The 19,282-nt window shown below is 41.0% G+C and carries 20 protein-coding genes; 7 read left to right on the top strand and 13 right to left on the bottom strand.

What is annotated here, in order from left to right:
• Window positions 1–6 precede the first annotated feature (6 nt).
• From AC6H44_RS14675 to AC6H44_RS14645, 7 genes are all read right to left on the bottom strand, one after another.
• Window positions 7–252, bottom strand: coding sequence for a YheU family protein (locus tag AC6H44_RS14675; protein ID WP_500736394.1), 246 nt, complete (start codon window positions 250–252; stop codon window positions 7–9).
• Window positions 249–1,253, bottom strand: a complete 1,005-nt coding sequence (locus AC6H44_RS14670; RefSeq protein ID WP_500736392.1) for a hydrolase — start codon at window positions 1,251–1,253, stop codon at window positions 249–251. The genes AC6H44_RS14675 and AC6H44_RS14670 overlap by 4 nt, the downstream gene beginning before the upstream one ends.
• Before the next feature lie 896 nt (window positions 1,254–2,149).
• On the bottom strand, window positions 2,150–2,527 hold the full coding sequence (locus AC6H44_RS14665) for a hypothetical protein (RefSeq protein ID WP_500736390.1): 378 nt from the start codon (window positions 2,525–2,527) through the stop codon (window positions 2,150–2,152).
• 267 nt (window positions 2,528–2,794) lie between these two features.
• Window positions 2,795–3,268 carry an RES family NAD+ phosphorylase gene (locus AC6H44_RS14660; RefSeq protein ID WP_500736388.1) on the bottom strand — a complete coding sequence of 158 codons (474 nt, stop codon included), beginning with the start codon at window positions 3,266–3,268 and terminating at the stop codon, window positions 2,795–2,797.
• Window positions 3,268–3,711, bottom strand: coding sequence for an Xre family toxin-antitoxin system antitoxin (locus AC6H44_RS14655; protein ID WP_500736386.1), 444 nt, complete (start codon window positions 3,709–3,711; stop codon window positions 3,268–3,270). Before AC6H44_RS14655 ends, AC6H44_RS14660 begins: the two co-directional genes overlap by 1 nt.
• Window positions 3,712–4,142: 431 nt before the next feature.
• Window positions 4,143–4,556, bottom strand: a complete 414-nt coding sequence (locus AC6H44_RS14650) for a TIGR02444 family protein (protein WP_500736384.1) — start codon at window positions 4,554–4,556, stop codon at window positions 4,143–4,145.
• Entirely contained in the window at window positions 4,540–6,465 is a 1,926-nt protein-coding gene (locus AC6H44_RS14645) for an ATP-binding cassette domain-containing protein (protein WP_500736383.1), read from the bottom strand. The genes AC6H44_RS14650 and AC6H44_RS14645 overlap by 17 nt, the downstream gene beginning before the upstream one ends.
• A gap of 134 nt (window positions 6,466–6,599) precedes the next feature.
• Here AC6H44_RS14645 and AC6H44_RS14640 point away from each other — a divergent pair, with 134 nt between their 5' ends.
• Window positions 6,600–6,803, top strand: coding sequence for a YheV family putative zinc ribbon protein (locus AC6H44_RS14640; protein WP_500736381.1), 204 nt, complete (start codon window positions 6,600–6,602; stop codon window positions 6,801–6,803).
• Between the two features lie 11 nt (window positions 6,804–6,814).
• Here AC6H44_RS14640 and AC6H44_RS14635 read toward each other — a convergent pair whose 3' ends face one another.
• Together AC6H44_RS14635 and AC6H44_RS14630 are read right to left on the bottom strand one after the other, a co-directional pair.
• Window positions 6,815–7,030 (bottom strand): SlyX family protein, encoded by a 216-nt coding sequence (locus AC6H44_RS14635; RefSeq protein WP_500736379.1) that lies wholly within the window; start codon window positions 7,028–7,030, stop codon window positions 6,815–6,817.
• Window positions 7,017–8,015: a WD40 repeat domain-containing protein gene (locus tag AC6H44_RS14630; RefSeq protein WP_500736378.1), complete on the bottom strand. Its 999-nt coding sequence runs from the start codon at window positions 8,013–8,015 to the stop codon at window positions 7,017–7,019. The genes AC6H44_RS14635 and AC6H44_RS14630 overlap by 14 nt, the downstream gene beginning before the upstream one ends.
• 196 nt (window positions 8,016–8,211) lie before the next feature.
• Here AC6H44_RS14630 and fkpA point away from each other — a divergent pair, with 196 nt between their 5' ends.
• Window positions 8,212–8,964: an FKBP-type peptidyl-prolyl cis-trans isomerase gene (fkpA, locus tag AC6H44_RS14625; protein ID WP_500736376.1), complete on the top strand. Its 753-nt coding sequence runs from the start codon at window positions 8,212–8,214 to the stop codon at window positions 8,962–8,964.
• Between the two features lie 66 nt (window positions 8,965–9,030).
• Here the strand turns inward: fkpA and rsd are convergent, their stop codons facing one another.
• Window positions 9,031–9,501: a sigma D regulator gene (gene rsd / locus AC6H44_RS14620; RefSeq protein ID WP_500736374.1), complete on the bottom strand. Its 471-nt coding sequence runs from the start codon at window positions 9,499–9,501 to the stop codon at window positions 9,031–9,033.
• A 504-nt stretch (window positions 9,502–10,005) separates the two neighbouring features.
• On the opposite strand from rsd, the gene hemE reads away from it, so the two are divergent.
• Both hemE and AC6H44_RS14610 read left to right on the top strand, forming a co-directional pair.
• The gene (gene hemE, locus AC6H44_RS14615; RefSeq protein WP_500736372.1) at window positions 10,006–11,070 is read left to right on the top strand and encodes a uroporphyrinogen decarboxylase; all 1,065 of its coding nucleotides are present in this window, start codon (window positions 10,006–10,008) and stop codon (window positions 11,068–11,070) included.
• A gap of 125 nt (window positions 11,071–11,195) precedes the next feature.
• The gene (locus AC6H44_RS14610) at window positions 11,196–12,401 is read left to right on the top strand and encodes an IS4 family transposase (protein WP_500735106.1); all 1,206 of its coding nucleotides are present in this window, start codon (window positions 11,196–11,198) and stop codon (window positions 12,399–12,401) included.
• An 85-nt stretch (window positions 12,402–12,486) separates the two neighbouring features.
• On the opposite strand, the gene AC6H44_RS14605 is transcribed toward AC6H44_RS14610, so the two are convergent.
• From AC6H44_RS14605 to AC6H44_RS14595, 3 genes are read right to left on the bottom strand one after another with little or no spacing between them, the layout of a single operon-like run.
• Entirely contained in the window at window positions 12,487–12,849 is a 363-nt protein-coding gene (locus AC6H44_RS14605; protein WP_500738441.1) for a DMT family protein, read from the bottom strand.
• Between the two features lie 29 nt (window positions 12,850–12,878).
• Window positions 12,879–14,309, bottom strand: a complete 1,431-nt coding sequence (sthA, locus tag AC6H44_RS14600; protein WP_500736370.1) for a Si-specific NAD(P)(+) transhydrogenase — start codon at window positions 14,307–14,309, stop codon at window positions 12,879–12,881.
• Between the two features lie 13 nt (window positions 14,310–14,322).
• Window positions 14,323–15,456: an acyl-CoA desaturase gene (locus AC6H44_RS14595; RefSeq protein WP_500738440.1), complete on the bottom strand. Its 1,134-nt coding sequence runs from the start codon at window positions 15,454–15,456 to the stop codon at window positions 14,323–14,325.
• A gap of 130 nt (window positions 15,457–15,586) precedes the next feature.
• Between AC6H44_RS14595 and fabR the strand changes: the two genes are divergently transcribed.
• The 3 genes from fabR to leuB all read left to right on the top strand — a co-directional run bounded on the left by fabR (window position 15,587) and on the right by leuB (window position 19,227).
• Window positions 15,587–16,198: an HTH-type transcriptional repressor FabR gene (fabR, locus tag AC6H44_RS14590; RefSeq protein WP_500736368.1), complete on the top strand. Its 612-nt coding sequence runs from the start codon at window positions 15,587–15,589 to the stop codon at window positions 16,196–16,198.
• A 402-nt stretch (window positions 16,199–16,600) separates the two neighbouring features.
• Window positions 16,601–18,154, top strand: coding sequence for a 2-isopropylmalate synthase (leuA, locus tag AC6H44_RS14585; protein ID WP_500736367.1), 1,554 nt, complete (start codon window positions 16,601–16,603; stop codon window positions 18,152–18,154).
• Window positions 18,151–19,227, top strand: coding sequence for a 3-isopropylmalate dehydrogenase (gene leuB / locus AC6H44_RS14580; RefSeq protein ID WP_500736365.1), 1,077 nt, complete (start codon window positions 18,151–18,153; stop codon window positions 19,225–19,227). Before leuA ends, leuB begins: the two co-directional genes overlap by 4 nt.
• The last annotated feature ends 55 nt before the right edge of the window (window positions 19,228–19,282 follow it).

Here is a 19,282-nt window from a genome sequence, read left to right as displayed (position 1 = left end):
ACAAGTTTACTCGTTGAATTGCGCTTCACTTTGCAGTGCTTTAAATTCGTTCTTAGATATTATGGTGACCGACTCGTGCAGCTCAGAGAAAAACACCATGGCCTCACCGGTTTTTAATTGCTGATTAACCTGAGCTACTTTACTTTGCATACTAAACTCTTGTTCGCCGTAATCTGTACCTTCACGTAAAACGTAGCTTTCAATTAGGTTATACAGTGTGTCTTTATCAAGTTGTTCAAAAGGAATAATCATAGTCGCTTTTTATCCGAATTTAGGCCGTTATTATTAACAACACATTGCTTAAAATAATCAGGCACCACGTGCTCTAACCAATACACAGGCTTAAACGGGTTGCTGCCGCTAATAAAACCAACATGGCCGCCCTTATCTGAGACACGCAGCGTAACATGCTCGCTCACATCTTGACTACGTGGCACCGCCTTAATCGACAGCATAGGGTCGTCTTTAGCATGAATAATTAATGTGGGTGTAGCAATATCTTTTAAGTACGGCATGGCACTGGCTTTTTTGTAATAATCGTGTGCATTTTTAAAACCGTGTAATGGCGCAGTAAGCTGATTATCAAACTCCAATAAATCGTCAATTTTCATTAATTGTTCTGTGGTTAATGAAATTTTTTGTCTTATTTGTGGCAGTTTGCGTTGCATCGATTTTTTCATTCGATCGAGTAAGTATTTTTGATAAATTTTCCCTAGGCTTTTACGAATGACATCACTGGACGATGATAAGTCATAAGGCGCAGAGATAACCGCAGCGGCGTTTAGCGGGCAGTGAGTGTGCTCTTCACCTAAATATTTAGCAAGCACATTCCCCCCTAGCGAAAAACCGACTGCCACAATCGGGCGATTTGGAAATTGTTGTTTTAAATGGTTTATAAAAAAAGCTAAGTCGGCAGTATCACCACTGTGATAGGCACGTGGAAGGCGGTTTACTTCGGTTGAGCAGTTTCTAAAATGCATTAACACCACGGCAAAGCCTTGCCTTTTTAGTGCCTTCATCATGCCTTTGGCATAAAAACTATTTATGTTGCCTTCAAGGCCATGAAGTACCACTGCTAAGGGAAAATTTTCGTTATGCGGGAGTGACCAAGCAAGCTCAATAAAGTCGCCGTCGGGCGTATCGAGTTGCGCAAGTTCGTAGCGAGTATGATGAAATGGGCGGAAAAAACGCGGCATTATGGTTTGAACGTGTCGGTTGGTCATCCACCATGCGGGTTTGAACTGTGAAGTCATGTTTGTACTACGCACTCTACAATAAACGAAGCGCTAGTGTAACAAAAAGAATAAAAAGCGCCTAATCAGTAAACCGATAAGGCGCTTTGTGCGTCGTGCTTAATGCTGTTCTTTAATATCTGCATCGTGTACTTTTTTCATGAAAAAATACACAAAGAAGAGGCATAAACCAATAACGACGCCTAAAAACCCAAATGATAAAAATAATACTGGGTCGCTAAAAAAATCTCTAAAGAATACGTCCATAATTGCCTCCTGATGTCTATGGGGTAATCATAGGCTGGCTTTACAGGGCTTGATATGATCCAGATCAAGCTATTTTCCTAAGTTACATAGCAGTGAGTTAGAAGTTGATATGGATCATATTTTAAGCGGGAGTTAAAAGGGAAAAGGTTTCAGGTTAAAGATATTAGGTAGTGAAAGTTCACGACTAGGCACTATTTTTTACTTTAAAAGCGCTGCGTCATTATTGATCCTGTAGGTCGTCATTTATGGCGATAGTCTTTAGTTATAAAAATTGACGCACTAAAGCACGACCTAGTGCAACCTCAGCATTTATTAACCTCTTTGTGAATATCTTTATACACAAAGAGAACATAATGAACAGTAAATGAGGGTGGCTCAGACTGCTGAACGCTGACAGCTAGTAACGGATAGCTTATAAATACAGCGCACTATTACTTGGTGTTGTACATGCTACTAACTCAAATCCATTAACTGCATTAATTAGCATGTGCTGTTGTTGCTCGGGCTTTGCGTACAAAGAGCAGGCAAATTGCTAAAAATCGTTGCTATTTAGCAGGTATATCGGCGAATGCCTGCTCTTTTTAACATATTAATTTCATAAATATTAATTTTTGAAAGAAATATTACTCGAATAATACTTCTCTAAAGAATCAAACATCTTTTGATATAAATTGCCCAGCTTTATAGCTAAACAAATCTTTGCTCGTTCCATCTTCAAGGTATTCAAAAAGGGTATGTTTTTGCGTATTTTCTTTTTCTTCTAATTGCTCTTTTGTTATCGTTTTTCCGACTTCTCCTGTGCCTAAGCCTAATTGCTTAGCGTAGTCGTTCATTTCCTCCCTCATTTGAGGAAGTAGTTCGTTTTTTATCTGCTTCGCAGCATTAGCATAACGTTCACGCTCTTCAGGAGTTTTAGCGTTAGCTGCAATTTGCTCACATTCACCTACAGCTTTAGTCAATCCCTGAACATCACCTACACGTGTGTTATAGCCAAAAAACATATTCATTAAGCCATTACCAATATTCATCTTATATTCTCCATATAACAGATAAGTTAAATGTACCTAAGATCGATATATATTACAAGTGAGACTAATACACTGAGTTTTACAGCTTCTAAATCGCAAAAATAGACAAAAAATAAACGTAATTAAAATAGTAACACTATGCAAACAGTGGTTAAAAAGAGGGCAGGCATGGCACAAGTTAAGAAAGAGTTCACTCCAGTTCAAAAGAAATACCTGTTGTTTTTATGAACGGCAAACAAGTCAGATAATCTTTGGTCAATTTCTAGCTTATAATTTACTAGCAAGGCGATTTGGATATACAAAATCAGAACAATCGATGCATTTTATTTGACTCGCATCGGCATGCTGAGGGTTAATAATAAAGTTATATTCCTCTGCGCAGAGGCTTGATGGGACTTGAAGTACTGCAGACTCTTTGTTAACTAAAAACTCGTTACCAGTAGATTGTGTATCCGCGGCATAAGGATATGCATTCCAACCACAAGGTAGCTCACCTTCAACCAGGCGTAGTATTTTTAATGTGTCTGGAATTTGAATAATAACGACACTTAAGTCCTTTTTAAGTATTTCTTGAGAGTCATTTACAAGGCGTTCAAGCATAGCCAATGATCTTGTAGAGGCGGTATACACAATTGGAGCACCTGCATAATGCCACCGCCCCTCTGCAACCATACCACCTAATCCTGAAAGACAATTACTCGGGTTGTTATACTCCATTGGCCCTATCCGGTACACTATCATTACGCTGTAAACCCATACTGCAATCCATTAATAACACGGCGAATCAATTCGCGACCTCGAATAGAATTCATAAGCGCGCGCGGAGGCTGATTATCAAATTGCATATGGGGCGTATTTAACCATTGATTCCAGTTATCGACATTGCCAAAATAAGCCGTACCAAAACTTGATAGTCTGGCTACTTCTAGTGTGTTTTCACTGATCTGCTTATTTAATGGCTTTTCTTTATTGCGAAGCAAAGTACGCTCGGTTGTCCCTATTGCTTTTGCTATAACACCCATATCCCAGTGCATTAAAGTAGCAAATGCACGCAAACCCGCTGTAGTTATGCCCATTTGCGCGGTAGTAATTTCCGCAAGAGGATTTGAGTAAGCAGTTAATTTACCAGCTGTTACCACATTGAGAAAATCTGGTTTTGTACTTTTTTGTTGAGTTTTTTTCATTTTCAACCCATCTTACTTTAGACGATTGTCTTTAATTGTAGTGACAAATGTCTTTTGTCGCAATATGAAATTTAACAGATACTCAAACAAGCTTTAGCCCTTTAGCTTAGTGCTTTCTTCTAAATCGCAGCGATTCTCACCCTCTTTGTGAATAAGTCACTTTAAGGCTTTTTTGCATAAAGAGAACAGAATGAGCAGTAAATGAAAGTAGAACAAATTTATTTAGCTGAATCCATAATCAACATAGCCTGATTATTGATCCTGTAGGTCGTCATTTATGGCGATAATCTTTAGTTATAGAAATTGACGCGCTAAAGCACGACCTACGTCAACCTCAGCGTCTCTTAACCTCTTTGTGAATATCTTTATAAAATGCACAGTAAATGAGGGTGGCTCAGACTGCTGATCGCTGACAGCTAGTAACGGATAGCTTATAAATACAGTGCACTATTATTTGGTGCTATACATGCTACTAACTCAAGTCCGTTAACCGCATCAATCAGTATTTGCTGTTGCTGTCTTTCGAGTTTGAGCTCGGCGCTCAGTAATTCTTGTCGAATGTTTGCGTAATCGACTATCTCTTGCTGATTTGCTTTTAAATAGCCTCGAGCGCTGCGCAGTGGCTTTAATACCTGAGTATCAAATTCATTGGCTGTTTGTTGCAGCGTATTTAATTGCTCGGCGTTAATGCTTAAATTTAACGAGTCCAAGTAATAAAGTAATAAACACAAATTAACGTTTTTACCTTGCTGGTTTTGTAAGTCCAGCAAGGAGTGTTGTTGCTCGGGCCTTGCGTACAAAGAGCAGGCAAACTGCCAAAAGTCGTTGCTATTGAGCAAGTTCATCGGCGAATGCCTGCTCTTTTTGTTCCATCTCTTCAAGAGCCATGAGTAGCTCCTCTTCGATATCATTTACTTTCGGTGTTAATGTCGCTTGTTTTGCCAGTAACTCTTTGAGTTTTGCTTTGTTGTCATCGTTATAAAGCTCGTTATCGCCGAGCGCAGCCTCGATCTCAGCTAATTCGGCTGAGTGCTTATCAAGTTGCTTTTCAAACTTTTCAATCTGCTTTTTAAGGGGTTGAATTGCCTTTCTAAACTCGGCCTCTAAACGTTTTTGCTCTTTACGATTAACTTGAGAGTGAGCTTTTGGCTCGTCGTCGGTGTCGCTTGTTTTAGCCGCTTCTTTATTGGCATTGAGTAGCCATTGATAATACGCATCTAAGTCGTAGCCAAATTGAGTAACTTCGCCATTATCAACTAAGTAAAACTCATCGGCGGTGTTTTTAAGCATGTGACGGTCATGCGATACCGTGACCATGGCGCCTTCAAAGCCTTGCAGGGCCATAACCAGTGCATGGCGCATTTCTAAATCAAGGTGGTTGGTAGGCTCATCCAGTAACAGTAAGTTAGGCTTTTGATAAACTAACATAGCCAGCACTAAGCGAGCTTTTTCACCGCCTGAAAAAGGGGCAACAGGGTCGAGTGCTTTATCGCCAACAAAGGCAAAGCCGCCTAAAAAGTCACGCAATGATTGTTCGCTGGCTTTAGGATTTAAGCGTTGCAAGTGAGTGACGGCACTGGCTTTTAAATCCAGTGACTCCAGTTGATGCTGCGCAAAATAACCAATGTTTAATCCCTGATGCTGAAACACTTCACCCGCTTGCGGTTGTAAATCACCAGAAAGCAATTTAATGAGTGTTGATTTACCGGCGCCATTTCTACCAAGTAGCGCAATACGGCTACCTGGCACTAAGTTAAGTTTAATGCTGTTTAAAATGGTCACATCGCCATAACCGGCTTTAGCTTTATCGAGTGTCATCAATGGGTTTGGTAGTGCCGTAGGCTCGGAAAATTCAAAATCAAACGGGGAGTCGGCATGAGCGGGGGCGAGTTTTTCCATACGTTCAAGCGCTTTAACACGGCTTTGTGCCTGTTTAGCTTTACTGGCCTTGGCTTTAAAGCGAGTAATAAACTGCTCTAAATGGGCAATTTGCTCTTGTTGTTTTTCAAACATAGCTTGCTGTTGTAACAGGCGTTCGGCTTTTTGGCGCTCAAACTGCGAGTAATTACCCTTGTACACATTGATCAGCTGCTTATCAATATGCCAAATTTGATCAACCACGGCATCTAAAAACTCACGGTCATGAGAAATAAGTACCAGTGTGCCGGTGTAGGCACGTAAAAAGCGCTCTAGCCAGTACACGGCGTCTAAATCAAGGTGGTTTGTTGGCTCATCCAATAACAGCAAGTCAGCATCGCGAATAAGCGCTTGGGCTAAGTTTAAGCGCATGCGCCACCCCCCTGAAAACGCACTTACTGGATTTTCTATTTGGTTATTGGCAAAACCTAAGCCATGTAATAGCTCACCGGCTTTGGCTTCAATGCTGTAGCCTTTAATATTTTCAAGCTGGATATGCACTTTTGCTTGGGTGTCGCCATCGTTGGTTTGCTCTGCTTCACGCAGTGCAATACGCAGTGCATAGTATTCAGGGTGACCTTGCAGTACGTAATCTATGGCGCTTATTTCAAGGGCGGGGGTTTCTTGTTTTACTGAGGCCAGTGACCAGTCTTTAGGAATACTGCAATTGCCACCATCAAGTTGCAGCTCAGATTTTAATAAACTAAATAGCGTTGATTTACCACAGCCATTGGCGCCTACAAGCCCTACTTTATGCTCTGGAAATAATGTAGCAGATGCATTTTTTAATAATGCTTTGCCACCACGAAGTAGTTCTATTTCTGAGATTTGAATCATAAATACGTTACTTTACACTGTGCCTTAATTGAATTACGGCTATTATAACACGGATCGTATTAGCGATATCAATCGTATCTACAAAGACAAGAGTGCGATAAAATAGTGTTAGTAAAAACGGTAGGAACAGCGAAGTGAAACATAAAAAACGATTTATAGCAGGTGCAACGTGTCCTGAGTGTAAAGCCATGGATATGTTAATGCTTTACAAAGAGCACGACGTAGAAAAAGTTGAATGTATGCAGTGTGGCCATAAAATGGCTCAACCAGAGCAGGCTGTGCAGGCATCTACACGCCAATTTGAACAAATCATTGGCGTGTTTAATCCGGGCGACTAAACCTAAACAGTTTAGTAATGCGGTGGCGGTGGCTCCGGCATATCCGACATCATAGGTTGCGATGCTTGCGACTCTTTAAGTTTTTCAGCCAGTAACTCAGTTTGGCGCTTTATTTTTGCCAATTGTTGCTGGTGAACTTTTATTTCATCATTTAAAATTTCAATGGTTTCGTCTTGAAAAGCCACTTTGGCCTCAAGCTCCATTAACCGATGTTCAATTGTGTTCATGTGGTTCTCGTATAATAAAGCGCTCAGCGATTCCGCTTGAGCTTTCAGTTAACAATGATTTACCGTTATCCGTGAATGTTACATCAAGCACGACTGCTGATTTTGGCTTGCTGCCTTCTCGTGGAGTCACCTGCCATGTTTGAATTTTTTCACCACTGTTTAATTGCCATAAATCCACTCGCTTATTGGGTGAACCGGTGGCTAATAAAGTGCCTTGGTCGTTAAAGCGCACTGCGGTAAAAATTTTCTGACGCGCAATATACGCCAGTTTACTCACAAGATCACCTGTAGTCAGCTTCCATACATTTGCTTGTGCCATACTGTCGGCGGTAAAAGCATAACGCCCTTGAGGATCTAAAGCGACTTTCGTTACTCGAGTTGGATGATTAAAACGTTGCAGCACCTGTCCACTTTGGGTATCCCATAAATAGGCCACGTAATCGTTTGAACCGCTTAGTGCGTAGCGTCCGTTAGGTGATAAATCAACGGTATTTACTTTGTCTTGGTGGCCTAAAAATTCAATGCGTCTGCCTGTGTTAAGGTTTATAAATACCACAACGCCATCGCTGCGGCCATACACAACACTGTTGCCTTGATTGCTAATGGCAATATCGCGAATGCTGGCTTTTTGTATTTTATAAAAGCCGTTATTTTTGCCGGTGGCAATATCCCATACGGCAAAGGTCGTTTTTTCAGCGGTGACCGCTACGCTGTTATCAAAAGCAATGGCTACTGCGTAAACTAAGCTGTCTTGTGATTGTTGTTGAAACCATTGGTATTTAAGGGCGTGCTGTTGATTATCCCATAGTGCGACCCCATGATTGATAGAAGACACTAAACTGTATTGTCCATCATGTGATAACGCAGATGAAAAGGCGCCTTGTTTTGTGTGCTCAAAACTAGCTACGGCTTGTTGTTTTTCATCGCTACATGCAATTGTTAATAAACAGCAGGTGGCAATTAAAAAAGTACGAAATAACGACATTTTACAGGTATTTCCTCTTAACTCTTAGTGACTGAGAGGTTAGACTAGGTCACGTTAAACGCCTAGGTTGTTTGTCTAATCACTGGATATGTTTTTAGTTTAGCCATTAAACAAGCAGCCTACCATGTAGGCCGTTAATCTTTAACTAGTAATATTACAATAAATGACAACTGCAAAGTGTGTCGGAGATTAAAAAATGAGAAAGACGATTAAATTGTCATTGATTGCAGCGTCAGTTTTAGCGCTTACAGCATGTAATCAAGAAGCAAAAAAAGAGCAAGCTGAAGTTAAGCTAGACACTGTAGCGCAGCAACAAGCATACGGTATTGGTGCGTCTGTAGGTAACTTTTTAAATAAAGACCTAACAGATAAAAAAGAAATTGGTATTGAATTAGACCAAGCGCTATTAATGCGTGGCTTTGAAGATGCACTTGCGGGTAATGCAAAAATTGACGAAGAAAAAATTCGTGAAGTATTAACTGCATTAGATGAATCAGTGCGTACTAAACAAGAAGAAAAAGCCAAAGTAGAGTCTGAGAAAAGCAAAGCAGCGGGTGAAAAGTACCTAGCTGATAATGCTAATAAAGAAGGTGTGATGGTTACTGAGTCTGGTTTACAGTACGAAGTAATGAGTGAAGGCGACGGCGAAAAGCCAGTAGCAACTGACGTGGTTAAAGTACATTATAAAGGCACGCTTTTAGACGGTACTGAATTTGATAGTTCTTACTCACGCAACGAGCCAACAACGTTCCCACTAAACCGTGTTATTCCTGGTTGGACTGAAGGCTTACAGCTTATGTCTGTAGGGTCTAAGTACAAGTTTACTATTCCTTCAGATCTTGCTTACGGTGACCGCGATTTAGGTAAAATTCCTGCTAATTCAACATTAATTTTTGAAGTTGAATTATTAGAAATTCAAAATGATGCCGACACTGCCGCCGCAGAATAAGCATTATTGTTTTATAAAACACAAAAGGGACCACGGGTCCCTTTTTATTGGTTATTTAATCACTGATCAGTCGGTGTGATTAGAATACAAGTTATCAATTAGCTCATCTTCTAGTTCAAAGCGGGCTTCTAATGCTTCACCAATAACGGATAGGTCGTTATCAAACCCTGCTAATAAATCTTCTGCATCGACTTCTGCGTATTTGTCGTTGAAATCCAGCGCTATATCTGTTGTATCTGTAATACGCGGATATATTTTGTTGGCTAGCTGCTGACTTTCTAGGCCTTTGTTTTCGCAAGCTTTAGCAATATCGTCGTAAACTTCAAAATGTCCAGCCGATAAGTAATCCATTAAAATTTGGCAAAATGCTTGAATTTGTGATGGCTCAGGCAAAGACTGATTCTTTTTTTCATAAGGTGAAAAGCCTGCAATTTTACAGTAAAGCACAATAAGTTGTTGGCGTTCGTTTAACCAATTGTCAATGACCGTATGGCTACCTCCCCACTTTTGTTGAGCTTTTTCTACACGCTTCAGCATAATTCTTCTCCTAAGCTGGGTTGGATTTTTAATTTAAAATAAAACTTATATTATCCAAGATATATTTAATTGCTGTATATATCAACAAGTAAAATAGATGTAATAGCAGAGGTGGGTTTATTGAGGGTGACAAGTGGTAATATTTATTAAAGGCAAGAAAAAACCACCTTTTACGGTGGTTTAATTTCTTTATTAGACTTGTTTATACAAGCATTCTTATTTTTATTAGAGATTTTTATTATTTTTTATATTAACTATTGTTGTTATTGTTATGTTAACGCGGGACAAACAGTACCAAGGTTTTTTATATGTTGCAAATAGTTTAACAAAAAATTTTTGTTATTAACGTTTGTTTGGTCGTTTTATGTGCAAAAGTGGCTAAAAGCTAAAAACGACTTGATCTAGCCCTCGTCTATGATGATTTAATCGCTTTGCGATAGAGGGGGGAAGAATATGGTGGTACAATCTTGCATAATTTCTAAAAGCCCTAGGATTCTATACGCTATGAGCGAATTAAAAAACGACCGTTATTTACGTGCCCTTGCCAAGCAACCTGTTGATGTCACGCCCGTATGGATGATGCGTCAAGCGGGACGTTATTTACCTGAATACCGAGCTACACGTGCACAAGCGGGCGATTTTATGAGCCTGTGTAGAAATGCTGAGTTAGCGTGCGAAGTGACACTTCAGCCACTGCGTCGTTACCCATTAGATGCCGCTATCTTATTTAGTGATATTTTAACTATTCCAGATGCAATGGGATTAGGCTTGTACTTTGAAACCGGTGAAGGCCCTAAGTTTGAGCGTCCAATTTCATCGCTAGCAGACGTTAAAAAAATCCCTAAGCTGGATCCAACCGATGAGCTTGGCTACGTAATGAACGCAGTCAGCACAATTCGTCGTGAGCTTAAAGGTGAAGTACCGTTAATTGGGTTTTCGGGCTCTCCTTGGACATTAGCCACTTACATGGTTGAAGGCGGTAGCAGCAAGGTATTTGGTAAAATCAAAAAAATGGCGTTTGCCGAGCCACAAATGCTGCATTTATTACTCGATAAACTAGCTGATTCAGTGATTGATTACTTAAACGCGCAAGTAAAAGCGGGTGCACAATCGTTAATGATATTTGATTCTTGGGGCGGCGTATTGAGCCCGCGTGACTACAATGAGTTTTCACTGCAATACATGCATAAAATTGTCGATGGTTTAATTCGTGAAAATGATGGCCGTAAAGTGCCTGTAACGCTGTTTACCAAAAATGGCGGCCAATGGATAGAAGCCATTGCTGCAACAGGCTGTGATGCAGTAGGCCTTGATTGGACTATTAATATTGGTGATGCTAAACGTCGTGTTGGCGATAAAGTGGCACTGCAAGGTAATATGGACCCATCAATGCTACATGGTACACCCGATCGTATTCGCCAAGAAGTCGCAACAATTCTTGAAGATTTTGGACCCGGTGAAGGGCATGTGTTTAATTTAGGCCACGGTATTACACCTGATGTTGACCCTGAAAATGCCGGTGTATTTATCAATGCCGTGCATGAGTTTAGTGCGCAGTATCATGAATAAGTAATTTACGATTAACGTGTCGTTATTTTAAACCTGACGAATCCCCACAAAATAAAAATTAATGGTAGACTCTCATGATTATTTGTGATCAAATTTTTTCACTATAAAAAAACTCACTCATAATCATGAAAGCCACCGAAATATTACACAAAGATATTGCCATTGCCTACCCTGAAATTCATAAAACACGTTTAAATACAGTCTTTACGTTTGTTAACTCAGGCTTGCGTGACCAGCGCGTTACTGTCACTTACCTAGGCCGCGGATTAAAATCATTTTCTAATACCGATAAAAAACATGATATTAAACGCGCAGACCGTTTGATTGGTAATGCTAACCTGCATCAAGAACGTCTTTGTTTCTATGAACATATGACCGAATGCTTAGTAGGCCAGCAACAACACCCACTTATTATCGTTGACTGGTCACCTATTAATGGCGGCGAAATATTTCAAGTGCTCAGGGCAAGCATACCAATGGGGGGAAGAGCGTTAACGCTCTATGAAAAAGTGTATCCTGAAAGCGAATTAAATACCGAAGCGGCTCATCAACACTTACTCGATAGCTTGGCACAGTGTTTACCTGCAGATTGTCAGCCTATTATTTTATCTGATGCTATTTTTAGAACGCCATGGTTTAAAGCCATAGAAGATAAAGGCTGGTATTGGCTTGGGCGCGTCAGAGGCAATGTGACCTTATCTAGCGACCTTGAGACATGGCGAAATTGTAAATCATGGTTTGAGCAAGCAACAGATAAACCACACCTTCTGACACAGATTTACTACGGAAAAACAGTTCGTTTCGCGTGCCAAGGTGTTTTGTTTAGAGGGAAAAACAAGGGACGTAAAAAAATCAAAAAACGGGGTGGGCAATCTCAATGTACAACGGTTAAATACCAACAACAAAAGGCCAAAGAGCCTTGGCTACTTGTGTTTAATTTACCTACACAATTTACAGATAAGCCTCAACGGATTGTGACTTTATATAAACAACGTATGCAAATAGAAGAAAGTTTCAGAGACACTAAGAATGCAAAACTTGGCATTAGTTTAGCCTTTGCAAATTCAAGAAGCGCAGAAAGGTTTGATAATTTATTGCTCATAGCGGCGTTAATGTTGTTTGTCTTATGGTGCATAGGGTACACCGTGTCGGCACAACAAGGGGATGCGGCATTACAAGCGAATACAGAGAAAAAACGACGAGTATTGTCCTATATTTATCTTGGCAAAGAAGTGGTTGATGATCCTAGGTATGAGCCTGATGGGCAGTTCATTATTTATGTGTATAGCCAGTTGTCACTTCTGACTATACAAATTGATAATTTAGGCTAAATTCGTGGGGATCTCTCAGATTTTAAACACTAAAAAGCCCGCTTATCACTAAACGGGCTTTTGTATTCAGTCTTTTAGATTTTTTTCAGTATAAATAAGCAATTATCTGTGGCCGAAAGATAAAAAATACTGCGGCCATCAAACACAATCCAGCCCATACAAAGTCCATTCTAAAAGGCTCATTCATATAAAAAATAGCAAAAGGTACAAACACACTTAAGGTGATCACTTCTTGAATTATTTTTAATTGCCCTAAATTAAGTACCGTGTAGCCAATTCGATTAGCGGGTACTTGAAATAGGTATTCTAACAGTGCAATTGCCCAACTAATTAACGCTGCAATAATCCAAGGCTTGTGATTTAAATCCTTAAGGTGCGCATACCAAGCAAAAGTCATAAATATATTGCTAATGATCAGCAAGCCAATTGACCAAATAACCGGGTGAATTCCATACATCATGTATTTCTCTAGAAAACTTATTTAAATAACCGGTTTAACCCATTTAATGCCGCAACGCGATAGGCTTCTGCCATGGTTGGGTAGTTAAAGGTCGTATTTACAAAGTAGTCTATGGTGTTGCCGCCATTTTTTTGTTCCATTATAGCTTGGCCAATATGGACGATTTCTGCAGCACGCTCACCAAAGCAATGTACGCCTAACACCTCTTTGGTATCAACATGAAAAAGCAGCTTAAGGCTTCCCACTTCAGTACCAGCTATTTGTGCGCGGGCTAAATGTTTAAATTGAGCACGTCCTACTTCATAAGGGATTTTAGCTGCAGTGAGCTGCTGCTCGGTTTTACCTACTGAGCTCATTTCTGGGATAGTATAAATACCCGCAGGGATATCAATAATTAGTTTTTCTTCACAGTTACCACATGCAATAGCATCAGCCGCAATTCGTCCTTGATCAAATGCCGCACTGGCAAGGCTTGGGTAACCAATTACATCGCCCACGGCGTAAATGTTTTCAATCTCAGTTTGGTAGGTTTCATTTACGGCTAATTGTCCACGATTATTGGCTTTTAAGCCGACAGCTTCGAGGTTGAGAGTATCGGTATTACCTGTGCGACCATTGGCAAATAAAATACAGTCAGCTTTTACGCGTTTGCCTGATTGTAAGTGCATGATGATGCCATCATCACGGGTTTCAATCCGATCAAACTCTTCGTTGTGACGAATAACAATACCACTATTCCAAAAGTGGTAGCTAAGCGCATCAGAAATCTCAGCGTCCATAAAGGCTAATAAGCGATCGCGATTGTTGATCAGGTCAACTTTTGCACCTAGCCCTTTAAAAATAGAAGCGTATTCACAGCCAATAACACCTGCACCATAAATAAGTACGCGTTGAGGGTCATGCTCAAGGCCTAAAATAGTATCACTGTCGTAAATACGTGTATGGGTAAAGTCAACACCTGGTGGACGGTACGGACGAGAGCCTGTTGCAATCACAATTGTTTGTGCAGTTAGTCGCTCAGTTGAGCCATCTTTACGTTTGATTTCAATCGTGTGCTTATCTACAAAGCTGGCATCACCTTGAAACATATGAATACGATTTCGCTCATAAAAACTACTTCGTAGATTGGATTGTTTTGAAATTACCGAACTGGCATGGCGTAAAATATCGGGAAAAGTTAACCGACTAGGGCGTTCGCCAACATTGAATAAAGGGTTTGCTTTATATTCAATATAGCGGCTAACAGAATGACGAAGTGCTTTAGAGGGGATGGTTCCCCAGTGAACACATCCACCACCTACCGAAGCTTGGCGTTCAATAACCGCTACTTTTTTGTTGCTTTTAGAGAGATTCATAGCGGTCCCTTCACCGCCAGGACCCGTGCCAATAATAATTGCATCATATTGGTAGTTTACGGGTGCTTTTTTCTGTTTTGATTGTTTGGCCACAGCCACTCCTATTTTAATTAAAAGAGGCTTTTAATAACCTCGCATTAAGTGCCAGCCATGCCTGCTTTTGGTTTTCCCAGGCGGCCTCAAGCTCGTGATATTGTGCCATTAATGCTGACTCTTCACACTGCTTTGCCATATTATTTTTTTTAGCTTCCAGTACTTTTTTTTGTAATGAACAATAGTTTTGCAACTTTTTGAGCAGCAAATCGTACTCTTGTTGTAACAACGTAAGCTTATCTTGCGCCAAAGGCAATTTTGCAAGGCGATGTTGTGTTTTACTCATTAGTGTTTCAGCTTTGGCTTTTTCTATACGCTCTACAGGTGTGCGTTTTAACTTGCTAGCTAAACCAATGGCCGCTAATGAACGGATTATCCATTTAGTGGGGTCATAATGAAACCATTTAATGCCGTTGCGGTAATCGCTGGCAAAAATATGATGAAAGTTATGATAACCCTCGCCATAGGTAAATAGTGCCAAAAAGCCATTGTCACGCGCAGTATTTTTTTCTGTGTAAGGGCGAGAGCCCCAAATGTGCGCCACTGAGTTAATAAAAAAGGTAAAGTGTTGACTCAGCACCAAGCGTAGTAAACCGACTAATATTAACATACCCCATACATCACCGAGCATTAAACCTAGCACTAAAGGTAGGCCAATATTCATTGCTATTGCTAGCTTTAAATAATGTTTGTGTTGCCACATCACAACCTTATTGCGCTGTAAGTCTCGACAGTTGCTGTAATCGTTATAGCTGTCGCCTTGGTAATCGCGAAGCATCCAGCCGATGTGGCTATACCAAAATCCATTGGTAGCAGCGTACGGATCTTTAACTGGGTCATCAACTTGACCATGATGAACGCGATGATCGCTACTCCAGTGCAGCGCGCTATTTTGGAGCGCAAATGCGCCACCCAGGGCAAAAATAAATTCAACCACAGGGTGGGCATTATAGGTTTTATGCGCCCATAGACGATGATAACCTGCGGTAATAGACAGGCCCGCAAAAAACATGCAGGCTACAAAAGCAACCCACTGTGTGCCTGTAAAGCCATAATTAAACCCATACCAAGGTACAAGTGTAATAGCAGCCAAAAATGTCAGGCTAAAGAACAGGACATTGGTCCATATAATTGGTGGTTTTTTCATCATTTTCATTTCTCAGCGTACAACTGTAAGCTAAAATAATATTTCAATCTGCTGCCGTCAAGTATTAGACTACATTATAGGTCATTTTTTTAATTAAAAATTTATTACAAATTTATACAGGGAACTGTTGATGTCGGGCGTTAGAGCACAGCAGAAACAAAAAACACGACAAGCACTTATTGAGGCTGCATTTAACCAGCTCAGTGCTGATCATAGCTTTTCTAATTTAAGTTTGCGTGAAGTAGCACGCGAAGCAGGTATTGCGCCCACTTCTTTTTATCGTCATTTTAAAGATATGAACGAGCTGGGTTTAACCATGGTTGACGAAGCAGGTTTAACCCTGCGTCAGCTTATGCGCCAAGCGCGTAGGCGAATAGCCAGTGGCGGAAGTGTTATTAACACCTCAGTGATAACTTTTATGGAATTTATTGATAACTCAAGTAATCAGTTTAGGCTTTTATTGCGCGAACGCTCGGGTACTTCAAAGGCATTTAGAGCGGCGGTAGCGCGGGAAGTAAAGCACTTTATATTAGAGCTCGCACATTATTTAGAAAGTGAAACACCCTGCGATGCTATTCATGCGTACATTCAAGCAGAAGCTATGGTGACTTTAGTTTTTAATGCTGGCGCCGAAGCACTCGATATTGAAGGCCAACAACGCGACGAGCTAACTGAGCGCGTAATTTGGCAGTTACGCTATATTACCCGAGGTGCTTTAATTTACGTTCGTGCTGAAAAATAAACGATAAAATGAAAAAAAGTTAAAATAAGCGCTGTATTTTACAGTGCTTATTAATTTAAACATGCTCCAAGTTTAAATGGGTTTTTATATTCATTAAATGTTTGTTTTTTGAATTTAAATTTCATTAAATATTCCTAGGTATTACTTTTTTGGTGTTTTTATGCTTGCGTCTAGTGAGTTGCGATGATAGAAATAGTTTCCATTGAATACACACACAAGAAAGCAGATGCAAACTAGTCGCTCGATTACATTAAACCTAAACCTCTTACTACTATGGCAAGTGAGCGGGGATTAGTGTGTTTGCATTGAGTTAAACATTAAAAGCCCCGCAACTGCGGGGTTTTTTTTATCTCGCTGCAAGGGGGGATCGAAATTTGGTTAATACAGAAATAAGGGGCAGTTATGCAACAGCAAGATAAAGTATGGATTTTTGATACCACCTTACGTGATGGCGAACAGGCACTTAAGGCAAGCCTTACGGAAGACGATAAAATTCAACTAGCGCATACTATTAGCCGCCTAAATGTGGATGTAATGGAAGTGGGTTTTCCGGTTTCGAGCCCTGCGGATTTTCGCTCAGTACAACGCATTGCGAGAGAAGTGAAAGGTCCTATTATTTGCGGTTTGGCTCGCTCGGTTGCCAAAGATATTGAAGCCTGTGGCGAAGCACTTCGCACAGCCCAGCAAAGTCGTATTCATACTTTTATTGCTACCAGTCCGCTGCATCTTGAACACAAGTTACGTATGAGTTTAGATGATGCAACCGCCATGGCGGTTAAATCAATTAAGCTTGCCCTTAATTATACTGATGATGTGGAATTTTCATGTGAAGACGCTGGCCGCACACCGCATTGGGATTTATGTAAAATTGTTGAGCAAGCAATTAACGCCGGTGCATCAACCATTAACTTACCCGATACAGTTGGTTTTGTAACGCCAGATGAATATGCAGCGATGATCCGCCACTTAATGAATAACGTGCCCAATATTGATAAAGCGCGGTTAAGTGTGCATTGCCACAATGACTTAGGGCTAGCGGTTGCCAACTCTGTTGCAGCGGTGCAAGCCGGTGCACGGCAAATAGAATGTACTATTAATGGGATTGGTGAGCGTGCGGGTAACTGTTCACTTGAAGAAGTGGCGATGATCATGAAGATGCGCCAAGACCACTTAAAAGTATATACCGATATTCGCAGTGAAGACATCTATCGCGCCTCACGGCAAGTGGCGAAAATTTGTAATATGCCAGTACAGCCTAACAAAGCGATTGTTGGCGAGAATGCGTTTGCCCATAGTTCAGGTATTCACCAAGACGGTGTATTAAAAGCGCAAAATACCTATGAAATTATGTCACCTGAAAGTGTGGGTGTACCTAGTAATCAATTGAATATGACTTCACGTTCGGGGCGTCATGTTATTGAGCACCGCCTTGAAGAATTAGGCTATCAGAAATCTGATTACGATATGGATAGCCTATATGAAAGCTTTTTAACCCTTGCTGATCAAAAAGGTACAGTGTACGACTACGATCTAGAAGCGATGATCTACTTTAACCAAATCAGTGATAAAGACGACAAATACCAATTAGAGTTTGTCAACTCAACGTCTAATTCGCAATCAGTGGCAAGCTCTACTATTGGTATGACGATTAATGGTGAGTCTAAACAAGAAGCAGCCACAGGGAATGGCCCTGTAGAGGCATCATTCTTAGCGATTGAACGTTTAACCGGTATGGCTGTTGAAATGATTGAATTTAATCTAGAAGCCACCGGGGAAGGTGCCAGCTCACTAGGTGAAGTAAATATAATCGCTAAATACGATGGCCGCCCATATCACGGTGCAGGTATTGCCGCCGATGTAGTAGAAGCGTCAGTACGTGCCATGATCCGCGTTTATAACTTAATTTATCGCGCACAAAAAGTGTCTGATTTAAAACAACAAAGGAAAGCAGGATGAGTCAATCACATTACAGCGTTGCCGTATTAGCAGGCGACGGTATCGGCCCAGAAGTAATGGCAGCAGCAGAGCAAGTATTGGATGCTGTAAGCAGTAAATTTGGTTTTACATTGACTCGTTACCCACATGCTATTGGTGGTGCTGCGATCGATCAATTTGGTAAAGCATTGCCTGATAGCACATTGGCTGCCTGTGAAAATGCCGATGCAATTTTATTTGGTTCTGTGGGTGGTCCAAAGTGGGAAAACTTACCGCCAAACGAGCAACCAGAGCGTGCCTCATTATTACCTTTGCGTAAGCACTTTGGCCTATTTTGTAATTTACGCCCAGCACAATTATTGCCAGCGCTTAGCGCTGCATCGCCACTGCGCGCAGATATTAGCGCACAAGGTTTTGATATTTTATGCGTGCGCGAGCTAACAGGCGGTATTTATTTTGGTGAAAAAGGCCGCAGTGGCGAAGGGGCGGATGAATTTGCTTTCGATACACAAACGTATTCTCGCAAAGAAATCGAACGTATCGCACGTTTTGCCTTTGAAGCAGCAAAATTACGTAATAACCATGTTACCTCGGTAGATAAAGCCAACGTACTAGCATCAAGCGTATTATGGCGCGAAGTGGTAACCGAAGTAAGCAAAGACTACCCAGAAGTGAGCCTAGATTATATTTACGTTGATAACGCAGCAATGCAGCTAGTGAAACAGCCAAGCCAGTTTGACGTACTACTGTGTGATAACCTATTTGGTGATATTTTATCTGACGAATGCGCAATGATCACGGGCTCCATGGGTTTACTACCTTCCGCAAGCTTAAACCAATCAGGATTTGGTTTGTACGAACCTGCGGGTGGCTCTGCGCCAGATATCGCCGGGAAAGGAATTGCTAACCCAATTGCGCAAATTTTAAGTGCCGCGTTAATGCTGCGCTATTCACTTGGCCAAGATGAAGCGGCGCGCAGCATTGAAAAAGCAGTTGCCGAAGCGGTCGAAGCAGGTGTTGGTACACCGGATATCTACCCAACTGCGGGTTATAGCACGCAAGATGTTGCCGCAGCGATTGTCGCTAGAATATAAAGCAGCACTTATTTAAACAATTATTCACTCGCTGCACCGTCACGTGGCGAGTCAA

It is taken from the genome of Pseudoalteromonas sp. TAP-3C, assembly GCF_059888565.1.
The sequence above is the reverse complement of the archived record's forward strand: the minus strand, read 5'-3'. Positions and strand labels throughout refer to the sequence as shown.